We start from the raw sequence: 14280 nt of genomic DNA on the forward strand, positions 1-14280 counted from the left end.
GCGCGTCGAACAGGTGACCGGGATTGGCGTGCGCCGTGGCGAGGTGCCTGACGCGGGGGCGAACGAGCTGTCCACCTGGTTCGATCGCGACCGCTTCCTGTCGACGTTCACTGCCGCCGCGCGGGTGCTCGGCAAGGCACCGCTCGAGCTCCACGCCGACGAGCGGGACGCCCTGGAAGCTGCGGGGGCCGCCAGGTCGGTGGATGGCTGGCGGCTGGACGAGCTCGGCCGAGTCACGATGCTAGCGCTTGTGTCGAGGCGCCTGCTCGCAACGGAGCTCGAACTGCTGCTCTCGACTGGCTACCAGCAGGGCGACAGCCGAGAGCGGCAGGCGCTCCTGCGGGCCCTGCCGCTCGTGACTGGAGCCGAGCGCTTCCTCCCGCTCGCGGTCGATGCGTGTCGCACGAACGAGCTGCCTGTCTTCGAGGCGATCGCCTGCGAGAACCGTTACCCAGCGGCGTATTTTCCGGAGCTCAATTTCAACCAGATGGTCCTCAAGGCCATGTTCATGGGCGTGTCGCTCGCGCGGATCGCCGGGCTGGAACAGCGCCGGTCGAGCGAGCTCGCCAGGATGGCGGACGATTTCGCGAATGAGCGGAGGGCGGCTGGCCGGAGCGCTCCGGCCGACATCGGCCTGCTCTCCCCGGAGCACGAGCACGAGCGCGCGACTCGGATCCCCGAGTGAAGCCGCGCGAGGCGGAGAGACAAGTGAAGCTATTCGATCCCCATATCCACATGACATCGCGGACGACCGACGACTACCAGGCGATGGCCGATGCCGGCATCGTCGCCGTCCTCGAGCCCGCGTTCTGGCTCGGTCAGCCGAGGGCGCACGTCGGCACGTTCGAGGACTATTTCGCGTCCCTGCTCGGCTGGGAGCGCTTCCGGGCCAGCCAGTTCGGCATCCGTCACCTCTGCACGCTCGCGCTCAACCCGAAGGAGGCCAACAACCCCCGCGTGGCGCAGGGCGTCATCGATCTCTTGCCGCGCTATCTCGACAAGGAGGGCGTGGTCGCGGTCGGCGAGATCGGGTTTGACGACATGACGCCCGAGGAAGAGAAGTACTTCGTCCAGCAGGTCGAGCTCGCGCGAGAGCACGATCTTCCCATCCTCGTGCACACGCCGCACCGCGACAAGAAGCGGGGAACCGAGCGGACGCTCGCCCTGGTGCGGGAGCTCAAGTTCCCCGAGGAGCGCGTGCTCATCGATCACAACAACGAGGAGACGCTGCCGCTCGTGCTCGCGACCGGCTGCTGGGCCGGTCACTCCATCTACCCGAACACGAAGATGGACGAAGACCGCATGGTCGCGCTGGTCAAGAAATACGGCGCGGAGCGGATCCTGATCAACAGCGCGGCGGACTGGGGCGTGAGCGATCCCTTGAAGGTGCCGAAGACGGCGGCGCGGATGCGCGAGAACGGGATCGCGGACGAGGTGATCGAGCTGATCGTCTGGAAGAACCCGCTCGCCTTCTTCGCCCAGAGCGGCCGGCTCGACCTCGCGGAGTTCGGCGAGGCGCCTGCGGTGGACCAGCGCGTCCTGTTCGAGGGAAACTCGGTCTTGCGCGGGCAGGCGCCCATCGTGCAGGGCTGACCGAGCACACCCATGCACCGCACCGTCGTCCTCAACGTCGTCGGGCTGACCGGCGAGCTCCTCGGCGACGCCACGCCGAACCTGCAGCGGCTCGCGCAAGAAGGCGTGATGCGCCCTCTGGAGACCGTGCTGCCTGCCGTCACCTGCACGGTCCAGTCGACCTTCACGACAGGTCTCCTCCCGAGCGGGCACGGCTGCGTCGCGAACGGCTGGTACTTTCGCGACATTGCCGAGGTGAACCTGTGGCGCCAGGCGAACCAGCTCGTGACGGGGGAGAAGATCTGGGAGGCTGCGCGCCGCCGGGATCCGACGTTCACCTGCGCCAAGCTGTTCTGGTGGTACAATATGTACAGCTCGGCGGATTACGCGGTGACGCCGAGGCCGATCTACTTGGCGGACGGGCTCAAGCTGCCGGACATCTACACCGATCCGGCGTCATTGCGCGATGAGCTCGTCTTCCGGCTGGGTGAATTCCCGCTCTTCAATTTCTGGGGTCCGAACGCGGACATCCGATCGACGGAGTGGATCGCGCGGTGCGCGCGCCATGTGTACGACACGCGGCGGCCGACGCTGACGCTCGTCTACCTCCCGCACCTCGACTACAACCTGCAGCGGCTGGGGCCGGATCATCCCGCGATCAAGGAGGACCTCCGCGCCGTGGACGCCGTCTGCGGCGAGCTGATCGACCACGTGCGCAAGGACGGAGCGCGGGTGATCGTCCTGTCCGAATACGGTATCACGCGGGTGTCCGGGGTGGTGCACATCAACCGGACGCTGCGGGAGCAGGGGCTGCTGCGCGTCCGGGTCGAGCGTGGGCTCGAGAAGCTCGACGCCGGCGCGTCCGAGGCGTTCGCCGTGGCGGACCATCAGGTGGCGCATGTCTACGTGCGTCGTCCCGAGCGCGTTCAAGAGGTGAAGTCTCTCCTCGAGAGGCTGCCTGGCGTGGACTTCGTCCTCGATGTGGAAGGCAAGCGTTCTGCGGGGTTGGATCACCCTAGGTCGGGCGAGCTGATCGCTGTCTCCCGCGAGGATCGATGGTTCAGTTACTACTACTGGCTTGACGACGAAAAGGCGCCGGAGTTTGCCAGGACCGTCGACATTCATCGTAAGCCAGGTTACGATCCTGTGGAGCTGTTTGCCGATCCCAACCTGCGCGTCCTGCCAGCCAGCGTCGCCTGGAGGCTGCTCAAGAAAAAGCTCGGGTTTCGCTACTTGATGGACGTGATCCCGCTTGACGCGGGGCTGGTCAATGGCTCGCATGGGCGTTTGACCGAGCGCCCGGAGCGGGGGCCGCTCGCGATATCCACCTGCGACTCGCTGCTGACAGACGAGCGTGTTCTCGCTGTTGATGTCGGCGAGATCGTGCTGCGTCACATCTTCGATTGATATTGGGACCAGGCTCTGCCTGACGAGCTGCTGCGCGGCCCGAACCGTCGGTCACGCACACGCGTGATACGGAATCGTTCCTCGCTGGCTCTCCCCGGGGTCGGGCCGCTCGCGACCTTCGTCAGGCAGAGCCTAGATCCCAAGTCTTGCGATGAAAATGGCGTCGGCTTCTGCCTCCAGCGTGCCCGTTTCAAAATCAATCTGGCGGTAGTACAGTCCTGTGATGATGACCTCGTCGCTTGGATCTGTCGTGGAAGCGACTCCGAATGAAGCCCCGCCGGACATGATGGATTTCTTCCACAGTGTTTTCCCTGTCGCGTCCAGCTTGAGCACCCACGGGGACGGGAGCTCGAAGTGATCAATGGTGTTGTTGTCCACCCTCAGCTCTTTCGAGAATTCACCGACGAGGATAAGATTGTTCATCGCGTCGGTGCTGATGTCGCCGATGGCATTGTGGCCGCGGCCTTCGAAGTCACGGCTCCACACGTGCTCTCCGGATGTGTCGAACTGTGCGACGAAGATCGCCGTGTAGCCTTCTGGTGACGCCAGGGGTGCGGCGCCTCCGAAATTGATGCTTTCGTCATAGTTACCCGTGGCAGAGATGTTGCCGCGCGCATCGACGTCCAGAGCAGAGGGATAGCCGCCGTCGAAGTCACGGCTCCACGTCGGTGTGCCATCTCTGTCAAGCTTCACCAGGAACATCCCGGAACCGCCGAGCGCCGGTCGGTCGCCGAAGCTGATCGAGTCGCGGTGCTCGCCAGTGATGATGATGTTGTCGCTTCGATCCACGACCGCGTCGATCAACGCATCATAACCGGAGCTGCCGAACTTCCGCGCCCATCCGCCTTGCTCGGTGCTCGAGGATCCAGTCTTCCCGTCGAGCTTCGCGATGTACATATCCAGCGTATTCGCTGGAGTCGAGGTCAGGATCGTGTCGTCGAACTCGATGTCCCCCCTGAACGTTCCTGAGATGATGATGTCCCCGTGCTGTGTGCTGTCGACCTTCGGGCGGACAGTTCTGACAAATCGATCGAATTTGCGTTCGCTTATGGGGTTCGCCGAGAAGCTTCGACTCCAGATGTGTTCTCCGCTATTGGTGAGCTTCGCGACGAACAGGCCTGGGCCGACGTCTTGATCGCCGAATTTGATGGTGCCGCTGCTCACGCCGGTCAAGATGATGTTGCCCGATGCGTCCACGCTGACAGACGTCGCCTCCTGGGCCGCGGAGTCTCCGAATTTGTGGCTCCAGAGGTGACTTCCGGTTCTGTCGAAGGCGACGATGAAGATGTCGGATTCTCCGGCGCTTTTCAGCGGTTTGGATCCAAATTGTATAGACTCCGAGAAGCTGCCTACCGCGATGGTGTTTCCATCCTTGTCGGCTGCCACCGCGTGGGCCACCGCGTCCTTGCCGAATGTTTGCGCCCACAAGGTGCAGTCAAACGTGTCGCAGTTTTCGTCCTCGTCGGACGCGCAGCGCTCTTGGTCGGGTACACGCTCGCCCTCGCACGCGCCCCAGCTGTTTTGGCTGCTGTCGCACCTGCGTGTCCCAGCTCGGCACATCCCGACATTCACGGTCCCTTGTGGGCCGCTGTAACATCGCTCTATTTCATTCAGGTTGCAAACGCTCGCGCCACCGCTTCCGCCTGAGCTCTGGTTCCCTGGTGCAGGCGCGTCCTCAAAGTCGTCGAGCCCGAGGACGAGCGCGCATCCGGACCCGGCCAGGATGAACGTGAGGAGGCTAGCCGGTAGGGTGCGAGCGCTGCGTAACGTCATGAATCGCGTCTCCGGTGGCTCAAGATGTCGTCTTCCAGTCTTGGCGAGTATATCCGCTCAGGCGCCGGCCAGGCGCCCGCCTCACGTCCCCCGCACCACCCGCTGCATCGCGAGCGTCAGCGGAAATCCCATCAGCGCCAGCGCCGCCGCGCCGCCGGCTCCAGGCGCGCCGCTCTTCGCGATGAGCACCGCGTCGAGCAGCGATATGCCGGCGATGAGCGTCACCACGGCGCGCGGGATCCGGTCTTTCCGCGTCCCGCGCAGCAGCCTCACGGCGTGGATCACGCAGCCCGCGAGCGCGCCGTACGCGATCGTCCCCATCAATCCCGTGAGCGGCGCCCCGATCGTGTAGAGGAACGGCACCGCCATGAAGCCGAGCGCCCACAGGCTGCGCACGGCCAGCAGATTCTCCTGCTTCGCGATCGCCGTCAGCCCGATCAGATAGAAGAGCAGCGCCACCCCTCCTCCGATCACCGCGCTCCCGAGCTGCCCCCCCGCCGCGAGCGCCGCCGTCGCATAGACCAGCACGCGGCATAGCCCCATGAGCGCCGGGCTCAGCGGATTCCCCTTGTGCCAGGCGTCGTACAGCACGATCGCCCCCGCGAGGAGCGCGCTCGCCACGATCGGCGCCGCGCCCCGGCCCTCCAGGTACGCGTGGCCCCCCACGAGCAGCACCCCCGCGCCGAGCAGGCCGTACCCCACCGCGAACACCTCGCGGGCGCTCACCAGCCCGGACGGGATCGGCCGCTCCGGGCGCTCACGGGCGTCGATCTCGCGGTCGAACGCGTCGTTCAGGAACATGCCGCCCACGTACATCAGCGACACGGCAAGCCCCACCAGCGCCACCTCGGGCGCCCGCATGCCGGACCCCGCCAGCGCCATGCCGCACAGCACGTTCGTCCAGACCGTGGGCAGGTTCGAGACGCGGCCTAGCCGCAGATACACCCGCGCGCGTGAGCTCATGGTCAGACCCCCTCTCCGCCAGCCGCGCCGAGGACGCCGCCTCGAGCGTCGCCTCCGCTGCCCGCGCCGGCTCCGGCGCCGCCGCTCCCTTCCACCAGCATCCGTTCCTCCACCCAGCGGAGCTCCCTCGCCACCGCCTCGACCAGGCCGCCGCGCCGCTGATCCTCCGGCAGGACATCCCAGGTGTAGGTCTCCACCTCGAGGTGCTGCGTCGCGGGCAACTCTCGCAGGTGCGATAGAAGCGTCGCAAGCTCCGGCTGCGTCGTCGCGAGCGCGCCCTCGATCCGCTGGAAGATCGGCATGTGGAAGTGGATACGCCACTCCTCCGGCCACTCCTCCGGCGACGCCGCCCCCGCGCCCTCGAGCGCCGACAGCGCCTCGGGCAGATCCAGGTAGCGAACGAGCTCACCCGCGCCCGCCCGCCGCTCGACCACCTGGTGCAGGTAGACGATGTCCGCCGCATACGCGCGCAGCCTCGCCATCGTCGCCGGATCGCGCTCCGCCACGCGCGCGCGCAGCCCGGCGCTGATCTGCACCTTGTGCACGCCGACGCCCGCCGCGCGGAGCGCCGCGAGCGACGCCGGCGCGTCCTCGAACTCCACCGCCATGTGGCACGCATCGAAGCAGAGGCCGAGGTGCGTGTGGAGCGCCTCCTCCGCGTCCGGCAGGCTCATCCCGGCCAGCACCGAGAGCTCCCGCGCGCGCTCCCGCGCGAACACGTGATCGGTGAAGAAGGCGATCGCCTCGGGCGTCGTCTCGAGGAAGCAGCACGGCTCCGGCTCGAGCGCCAGCGCGACGCGCTTGCCCGTGCGGCGGCGGAGCTCGACGAGGTGCGCCGCGTGCCTGACCAGCCGCCGCGCCATCGCCTCCGCGTCCTCCCGCCCGCGCACCCGCGGCCTGAACGCGCCGGGCACGGTGCTGACGCTCCCCATCAGGCCCTCCTCGGCCGGCAGCAGCGCGGCGAGGAGCGTCGCGAGGAGATCGCTGTACGCGAGGCGCTCGTCAGCCAGCCAGTCCGGCAGGTACACGCGCTCCTTCACCGGCGCGCCGTGGAACCGGCCGTAGGGGAAGCCGTTCAGCGTGAACACGTACAGGCCATTTCGTTCGAGAAAATCGCGGAACGCCTCGAGCTCCGCGGGCGCCGCGAGCTCCGCCGCCGCCCTCGCCGAGAGCCGTAGCCCCACCCCGCAGCGGCGTCGCTCGCCGGGCCCGGCGCGCTCCACCCCGCCGCCTCCGCCGCCTCCGCCCGATCCGTCGCCTCCGTCCGGTCCGCCGCCGCCGCGCGGCTGCGCGCCCTCCCGCCCGCCGGCCGCGCGCGACCAGATCTCGATCAGGTGCGTCTCCAGGCTCTGCTTCACCTCCGCCCACGTCTCGCCCGGGTGGATGTTCGTGCAGTACGTCAGGTGCGGCGCTCCCGCGCACGCGAGCCTCATGATCGCGCCGCCCCGGCCGCCCCGGTTGCCACCAGCGCGCCCCGCCGCCCCGCGCGCTCGCGGAGCCGCGCGATCGCCGCGACGATGTGCCGCTCCTCCATCGCGTGCACCTCGCGCGCGCGCCCCACGTCCTCGAGCAACGTCACCGTGAGCTCTCCGCCGAGGTGCTCGCGGAACTCGTCCAGCCCGTCGAGCACGCAGAGCCGCTCGCCCCGCTCGCCCCGCTCGCCGCCCGGCCGCGTGAGCGCGAGCGCGTCGTCCCACAGCGCGAAGCCGAGCGCCTCGAGCGTCGAGAGCACCGCGGCCGACGTCGACTCGCTGCAGAGGCCGGCCAGCTCGGCGTAGAGGGTGTCGAGCGCGATCCCGATCGCGACCGCCTCGCCGTGCCGGAGCCGGTGCTTCGTGAGCGACTCGAGCTTGTGCGCGGCCCAGTGCCCGAAATCGAGCGGCCGCGCGCTCCCGAGCTCGAACGGATCGCCCGCGCTCGCGATGTGCTGGAGGTGGATCTCCGCCGAGCGACGCACCAGCTCCGCGAGCGGCGCGAGCGAGCCCGACGCGAGCGCGGGCGCATGCTCGGACAGCCACGAGAACAGCCTCGCGTCCCGGATCAGCGCGACCTTCACCGCCTCCGCCATCCCGGCCACCTTGTCGCGCAAGGGCAGCGTCTCCAGGAAGCGCGGGTCGAGGATCACCGCGAACGGCGGGGCGAACGTGCCGAGCAGGTTCTTCTTCCCGAACGCGTTGACGCCGTTCTTCACGCCGACGCCGGAGTCGGCCTGCGCGAGCACCGTGGTCGGGATGCGCACGACCCGCACGCCGCGGTGCACCGTCGCGGCCGCGTAGCCGGCCATGTCGAGCACCGCGCCCCCGCCGACGATCATCACGAACGACTGCCGATCCATCCCCAGCGCGTCGAGCCTCGCCTGCAGCGCCTCCGTCGCCGCGGCGTCGTTCTTCGCCGCCTCGCCGCCGGGCACAACGATCGGCTCGGCCGCGAGCGCGAGCCGATCCGCGTGCGCGTCCACGTACCGCGCGATGTCCTCCGCGAGCGACGGCCACGCCGCGGCGACGCCGCCGTCGATCACCGGCAGCACGCGGTGACGCCGGCGCGGCTCCTTCGACGCGACGGCGGACGCAAGGTCGCCGTTGCGCGGCGAAAAGACGCCGTTCGTGAGATAGACGGGGTACTCGAAGGGGACGGTGATCCGTTGGAGATGAAGCAGCATCAAAGCCGAGCTTTGAGAGCCGTCATCGGGCCGTCAAGTTGGTTCCTCGCCGAGGATCCCGCGTCCTGCCGCAGCATGAAAACTTCCCCTTGGCGGCGGACGGCCTTCCTGCAATGCTGGCGCCGCTCGTGAGCTGCGCGGCTGCGCGGCCGCGATCGCCTCGCAAGCGCAACCCCGTACTGCCTGACATCCTCCTCAATGCAGACGCCCATGGAAGGCACAGCCCGTCCCACGAAACGGTCCTTCATGAGAGGAGTGCTTTTGACAGCAGCGGCAGGCCTCGCCCTCGCCGCGCTCTCCGCTGGGTGTGCGCCCACGTACGTTTACAACCCGGCGAACTACGCGAAGGAGTACGACCCGCGCAAGCACGAGTACGTGATCGGGGTGGGGGACCAGCTCCGGGTCAACGTGTGGCGCATGGCCGACCTGTCGAGCGAAGCGCTGGTCAGGGCCGACGGCTTCATCACGATGCCGCTCATCGGCGACCTCTACGTGGCCGGCAGGACCCCGACCCAGGTGCGCGAGGAGATGAAGAAGCGGCTCACCGAGTTCGTGAAGGACGAGACGGCCGTGATCACCGTCGCCGTGACCGGCATCAACAGCTACCGGTTCGTGGTCAGCGGCAACGTCGCGCGCACCGGTATCTTCAACTCGAACTACTTCGTCTCCGTCTCCGAGGCGCTCGCGATGGCCGGCGGTCCAAACCAGTTCGCCTCGACCGATCAGATCCTGCTCATCCGCATGGATAGCCCGGGCAAGTTCCGGCACATCCCCATCAACTACGACGATATCGCCTCGCGCAAGCGGCCCGAGCAGGACCTCGTGCTCAAGTCCGGCGATACCATCTTCGTGCCCTGATCGTGGCCGGCTCCTCCGCGCTCGCTCGCAAGGCCGTCCTCGGCGCGGTCTGGACGATCGCGACAGGGCTCGGCTCACGCGTGATCGGCCTGATTGGCACCCTCGTGCTCACCCGGTTCATCGCGCCGGACGTGTACGGCGAGGTCTCGGCCGCCTCCGTCGTCATCATGACGGCGCATTTCGTGTCGAGCCTCGGGATCGGCCAGTACATCGCCTCGAGGCCCGAGCTCGACCGCCAGACCGTCTTCAACGCCACCATCTATTTCCATGTGGCGGGCCTGCTCGCCATCAGCGTCGTGTACCTCTTCCGGGAGCCGATCGCCGTGCACCTCGTCGGCGCGCCCGGGATGCTCGAGTTCATGCCCTGGCTCATCGTCGCGATGATCATCGATCGGCTCTGGTACATCCCCGATCGCCTGCTCATCCGCGAGATGCGGTTCCGCAGCGTCAGCCTTCGCAACGCGGCCGGCGAGCTCACCTACACGGCGGCGTCGGTCGTCCTCGCCATGCGCGGCTGGGGGGGGAATGCCATCGTGGTCGCGACGGTCCTGCGCGCCGTCGTGCGCGTGGTCACGACGGTCCCGGCGGTGAAGCTCGCCGAGTGGCTGACGCCGAGCCCGCTGTCGCGCGAGAAGGCGCGCGACCTGTTCGCCTTCGGCATCCCGCTCAACTTCGGGTCGCTGGCGAACTTCGGGGCCTCGAAATGGGACAACCTCGTCATGATCCGCCTCTTCGGCGAGCAGGTCGGCGGCCTCTACAACCTCGCGTGGAACCTCGCCGACATCCCGGCCTCCCAGGTCGGCGAGCGCATCGGCGACGTGCTCGTCCCGTCGTTCTCGAAGCTCGAGCCGGAGCAGCGCAAGGTCGCCCTCGTCCGCGCGCTCACGCTGCTCTCGCTCCTCATCTTCCCGCTCGCCATCGGCCTCGGCGCGGTCGCCCCGACGATCCTCAACGACACGTTCTTCAACGAGGCCTGGGAGCCGGCCGGCCCGCTCCTCGCCGTGCTGGCGGCGCTCGGCGTCACCCGTCCGATCGGCTGGGTCATGTCCTCGTACATGCAGGTCTACGGCCGGACGCGGGCGATCATGGTCCTGGAGTGGCTCAAGGTGATCGCCATCATCAGCGGCATCGCGCTGCTCGGCTCGATCGGCGGCGTCCTCTGGGCGTGCGGCGGGGTCGGCGTCGCGTTCGGGGTCCACGCCCTGGGGAGCCTCTGGGTGGTGAAGCGCGCCGACGGCGTGCCGTACATGCGGCTCCTGCGCCCGCTGGTCCGCCCGCTCGCCGCGTGCCTGCCCATGGTCGCTGCCGTGCTCGCCGTCCGCTACGGCATGCGCTCGCTCGGCGAGCTGCCCCGCGGCTCCCGCCTCGGCGCCGAGGTGCTCGCGGGCGGGCTGGTCTTCGCCGGTTCCGCGCTGATCATCGCGCGGCAGGCGTCGCGCGACTTCCTCCAGCTCGCCCGCGAAGCGGTACGCCGCCGTCGCTGAGACGTCGCCCACGGCGCCGGCAGACCCTCACGAGGAGGCCCTTTCCCGGCGCCGGTGGGGACCCTTTCGACACTCGAGCGAAAATTGGGGGCCTGTGGTAGCGTCGGGCCCCTCTCTTCGAACATGGGTCGGGATCCGCGTGGCGGCTCCCCTCCACCACTGGAGATAAACGGAAATGGCAGAGACGCATCCCGCTGCGGTCGAGAGCCTCCTGGCCAAGATCACCTCGCACGAAGCCCAGGTGGGCATCATCGGCATGGGCTATGTCGGCCTGCCGCTGGCGCTCACGTTCATCGAGAAAGGCTTCCGCGTGCTGGGGTTCGACGTCGACCCGGCGAAGGTCACCGCGCTCGGCGAGGGGAAGAGCTACATCAAGCACCTTGACCCCTCGCGCGTGGCGGCGGCCTCCAAGACGGGTCGATTCGAGGCGACGGCGGATTTCGGGCGGCTCGGCGAGCCTGACGCCATCCTCATCTGCGTCCCCACCCCGCTGACCGCCCAGCGGGAGCCCGACATGAGCTACGTCGTCGGCTCGGCCCAGAAGATCAAGGAGCGGCTGCGGAAGGGGCAGCTCGTCGTCCTCGAATCCACCACGTACCCCGGCACGACCGATGAGCTCGTCCAGGGCATCCTCGAGCAATCAGGCCTGCGCATGGGCGAGGATTTCTATCTCGCCTTCTCGCCCGAGCGCGAGGACCCGGGCAACCGCGATCACAGCACAGCGACCATCCCGAAGGTCGTCGGCGGCGTCGATCGCGCGTCGCTGGTCCTCTCGCAGGCGCTCTATTCCCAGGCGATCGCCCGCGTCGTGGCCGTCTCGTCGGCGCGCGCGGCCGAGGCGGCGAAGCTGACCGAGAACATCTTCCGGGCGATCAACATCGCCCTCGTGAACGAGCTCAAGGTCGTCTACGACGCCATGGGCATCGACGTCTGGGAGGTGCTCGACGCCGCCGCGACAAAGCCGTTCGGCTTCATGCGGTTCAACCCGGGCCCGGGCTGGGGCGGCCACTGCATCCCGCTCGATCCGTTCTACCTCGCCTGGAAGGCGCGCGAGTTCGGCGTGTCCACGAAGTTCATCGAGCTCGCGGGCGAGGTGAACGTCGAGATGCCGCACTACGTCGTCGAGAAGCTCCAGCTCGGGCTCAACGACCGCGGCAAGGCCATGAAGGGCACGAAGGTCCTGCTCCTCGGCGTCGCCTACAAGAAGGACATCGACGATCCGCGCGAGAGCCCCGCGTTCGAGATCATCGAGCTCCTGCGCCGGCTCGGCGCCGTGCTCAGCTACCACGACCCGCACGTGCCCAAGCTGCCCCGCATGCGCACCTGGCCGCACCTGCCGGAGCTCGCGTCGCTCCCGCTCAACGAGGACACCCTCAAGAGCCACGACGCGGTCCTCCTCGTCACCGATCACTCCGTGGTCGATTACGACCTGGTGCTCAAGCACGCCGCCGTGATCGTCGACACCCGCGGCGTCTACCGCGCGGCGCACCCCAAGGTGATCAAGGCCTAGCGGAGGGCGCCTCGAGCGGTACGCCCGCGCTCCGCCTCGCCTTGCCCGTGCGAGCGCGCTCGATCCGCGTCGCCTGCCCGCGCGCGCCGCGGCAGGCGCGGCGCGCTTGGTGACCGGGCACCCATCGGCGGCGTCATCGCCTCGTTCGTGGTCCCGCACCGCGATGGGTCGCTCGACGCCCGCGCTGTGGGCGGCGCGGGGATGCTCAGGGCGCAGGGAGACTCACGGCCTTACCGATGCGGATCTCGCCGCGCTCGCGAAATCGCGAGCATCCCCTTGATGTCAGGGCGCCGGTTCGGTACCCATCGAGGACGGTCCATGTCCACGCCGCCGCCCATGGTCGGGCCAGGTCGAACGATGTCGCCTGCAGATGACAGCCTGGGCCCTGCGCCATCGAGCTCGGATTGGAAGGGCCACCTGGAGATCCGGCTCGGCGATCTCCCGGCGACCCGGCGGCCGCTGACGGAGTCTCACATCGTCATCGGCAGGGCGCCGGGCGTGCAGCTCACGCTCGACCACTACACGGTCTCCCGGCGCCACGCGGAGCTCTTCTGCGATCCGTTCGGCCGGTGGTGGATCCGCGATCTCGGCAGCACCAACGGCACGCTCGTCAACGACGAGCGGGTCAACGAGAAGGTGCTGAAGCCAGGGGATCGCATCGGGATCGGCGACTACGTCCTCGAGTTCCAGCTCACGGCGCGCGCCCCCCGCGTGCCGATCGAGCCGGGCGGACTCCATTTCGAGGAGGACAAACCGACCGCGATCCGCAAGCTCGGCGAGCTCGACCCGCCGCGGATCGCGGCGAAGCACCTGTTCACCCTGATGGACCTGTCGCGGCGGCTCCTCAGCATCGAGGACGCCACGGATCGGTTCGACGCGCTCTGCCAGCTGATGGTCCGGGAGGACTTCCACGGCAGCATGGCGCTCGCGCTGCGGCTCCGGCAGAACGGCGCGCTGACGATCCTGTCCGGGCCGCACCGCCCGTTCCAGTCGCTCCGGCGCGAGGACTCCGTCGCCCCGCCGTACATCTCGCGCCGCGTGCTCGCGGCCGTGCAGGACACGCGCGAGCCGGTGCTCGCCGGCAACCTGGTGAGCGACAGCGCCACGGTCGAGCTCACGATGTCGCGCGACGTCATGGCGCTCTGGGTCGTCGCCTGTCCGCTGCGCGTCGAGGAGCAGCTGATGAACCTGCTCTACGTGACCCTGCCGCCCGACTTCGGCAGCGTCGAGTGGCTCGGGCTCATCGCGCTCGCGTCGGAGGTCTATCAGCAGGCCGAGTCGGCGTGGGAGGCGCGGCGCCACGCGCAGGCGCACGCGGCGATCGAGCGCGAGCTCGAGATGGCGCACCAGATCCAGCGGACGTTCGTCCCGAAGCGGCTGGAGTTCAAGGCGCTGGACGTGGCGCTCGGCTTCGAGCCGTGCCGGTGGGTCGGCGGCGACTACGTGGACATCGTCCCGATGCCGGACGGCCGCCTGATGCTCGCGGTGGCGGACGTCTGCGGCAAGGGGCTCCAGGCCGCGCTCATCGGGTCGAGCGTGCACACGATGGTGCGGGCGACGGTCGACGCGGGCCGCGGCATCACGGGCATGATGGATCGGCTGAACGCCTATCTCTGCGAGTACCTGCCCGAGCAGTCGTTCGTGACGATGGTGGCCGTCGCGCTCGACCCGGCGACGGGGCGCATGGAATGCGTCAACGCAGGGCACCCGCCGGCGCTGGTGGCGACCGCGGAGGGCGGCCTGCGCCACCTCCAGGCGGCCGTCAACCCGGCGCTCGGGATCGGCCTTGTGCCCATGGAGGCGCACCAGAGCGTGCTCGCGCCGGGCGAGGTGCTCGCGATGTACACCGACGGGCTCACCGAGCTGCGCAACTCGTCCAAGCAGATGCTCGGCCTGCACGCGCTCGGCACCGGCTTCGCCAAGCTGTGCGCCACGAACGCCGGCCGCCCGGTCGCGTCGATCGCCGACAAGCTCACGCACATGCTCGAGGAGTTCCGCGGCGATCAGCTGCCCGAGGACGACAGGGCCTTCCTCCTCGCGCGGCGCACCTGAGC

The 14280-nt window shown here is 68.7% G+C and carries 11 protein-coding genes; 7 read left to right on the plus strand and 4 right to left on the minus strand.

Annotated elements, in window-relative coordinates; translation table 11 throughout:
• Positions 1-13: 13 nt before the first annotated feature.
• The 3 genes from WMF28_RS04700 to WMF28_RS04710 are packed head-to-tail and all read left to right on the plus strand — an operon-like array spanning position 14 to position 2979.
• Positions 14-685, plus strand: a complete 672-nt coding sequence (locus WMF28_RS04700; RefSeq protein WP_437600834.1) for an EboA domain-containing protein — start codon at positions 14-16, stop codon at positions 683-685.
• 23 nt (positions 686-708) lie between these two features.
• Positions 709-1593, plus strand: a complete 885-nt coding sequence (locus WMF28_RS04705) for a TatD family hydrolase (RefSeq protein ID WP_437600835.1) — start codon at positions 709-711, stop codon at positions 1591-1593.
• A 12-nt stretch (positions 1594-1605) separates the two neighbouring features.
• Complete coding sequence (locus WMF28_RS04710; protein ID WP_437600836.1) at positions 1606-2979, plus strand: alkaline phosphatase family protein; 1374 nt, start codon at positions 1606-1608, stop codon at positions 2977-2979.
• 132 nt (positions 2980-3111) lie between these two features.
• On the opposite strand, the gene WMF28_RS04715 is transcribed toward WMF28_RS04710, so the two are convergent.
• From WMF28_RS04715 to WMF28_RS04730, 4 genes are all read right to left on the minus strand, one after another.
• Entirely contained in the window at positions 3112-4551 is a 1440-nt protein-coding gene (locus tag WMF28_RS04715) for a hypothetical protein (protein ID WP_437600837.1), read from the minus strand.
• Positions 4552-4833: 282 nt separating this feature from the next.
• Positions 4834-5715 (minus strand): UbiA family prenyltransferase, encoded by an 882-nt coding sequence (locus WMF28_RS04720; protein ID WP_437600838.1) that lies wholly within the window; start codon positions 5713-5715, stop codon positions 4834-4836.
• A gap of 2 nt (positions 5716-5717) precedes the next feature.
• Positions 5718-7148 (minus strand): metabolite traffic protein EboE, encoded by a 1431-nt coding sequence (gene eboE, locus WMF28_RS04725; protein WP_437600839.1) that lies wholly within the window; start codon positions 7146-7148, stop codon positions 5718-5720.
• Positions 7145-8374 carry a 3-dehydroquinate synthase gene (locus tag WMF28_RS04730; protein WP_437600840.1) on the minus strand — a complete coding sequence of 410 codons (1230 nt, stop codon included), beginning with the start codon at positions 8372-8374 and terminating at the stop codon, positions 7145-7147. Before WMF28_RS04730 ends, eboE begins: the two co-directional genes overlap by 4 nt.
• Before the next feature lie 255 nt (positions 8375-8629).
• Here WMF28_RS04730 and WMF28_RS04735 point away from each other — a divergent pair, with 255 nt between their 5' ends.
• The 4 genes from WMF28_RS04735 (at position 8630) to WMF28_RS04750 (ending at position 14278) form a co-directional block, all read left to right on the plus strand.
• Entirely contained in the window at positions 8630-9232 is a 603-nt protein-coding gene (locus WMF28_RS04735) for a polysaccharide biosynthesis/export family protein (protein WP_437494751.1), read from the plus strand.
• A gap of 2 nt (positions 9233-9234) precedes the next feature.
• Positions 9235-10716, plus strand: a complete 1482-nt coding sequence (locus WMF28_RS04740) for an oligosaccharide flippase family protein (protein WP_437600841.1) — start codon at positions 9235-9237, stop codon at positions 10714-10716.
• A gap of 175 nt (positions 10717-10891) precedes the next feature.
• Positions 10892-12226, plus strand: a complete 1335-nt coding sequence (locus tag WMF28_RS04745; RefSeq protein WP_437600842.1) for a nucleotide sugar dehydrogenase — start codon at positions 10892-10894, stop codon at positions 12224-12226.
• A gap of 357 nt (positions 12227-12583) precedes the next feature.
• Complete coding sequence (locus WMF28_RS04750) at positions 12584-14278, plus strand: SpoIIE family protein phosphatase (protein ID WP_437600843.1); 1695 nt, start codon at positions 12584-12586, stop codon at positions 14276-14278.
• The last annotated feature ends 2 nt before the right edge of the window (positions 14279-14280 follow it).

The sequence above is a fragment of the Sorangium sp. So ce590 genome (assembly GCF_051521365.1).
In the GTDB taxonomy this organism is placed as follows: domain Bacteria; phylum Myxococcota_A; class Polyangia; order Polyangiales; family Polyangiaceae; genus Sorangium.

Bases quoted from the DNA above. Each gene is read 5' to 3' on its own strand.
- eboE (WP_437600839.1), bottom strand. From the start codon at position 7,148: ATGAGGCTCGCGTGCGCGGGAGCGCCGCACCTGACGTACTGCACGAAC.
- WMF28_RS04720 (WP_437600838.1), bottom strand. From the start codon at position 5,715: ATGAGCTCACGCGCGCGGGTGTATCTGCGGCTAGGCCGCGTCTCGAAC.
- WMF28_RS04710 (WP_437600836.1), top strand. From the start codon at position 1,606: ATGCACCGCACCGTCGTCCTCAACGTCGTCGGGCTGACCGGCGAGCTC.
- WMF28_RS04750 (WP_437600843.1), top strand. From the start codon at position 12,584: ATGTCGCCTGCAGATGACAGCCTGGGCCCTGCGCCATCGAGCTCGGAT.
- WMF28_RS04745 (WP_437600842.1), top strand. From the start codon at position 10,892: ATGGCAGAGACGCATCCCGCTGCGGTCGAGAGCCTCCTGGCCAAGATC.
- WMF28_RS04730 (WP_437600840.1), bottom strand. From the start codon at position 8,374: ATGCTGCTTCATCTCCAACGGATCACCGTCCCCTTCGAGTACCCCGTC.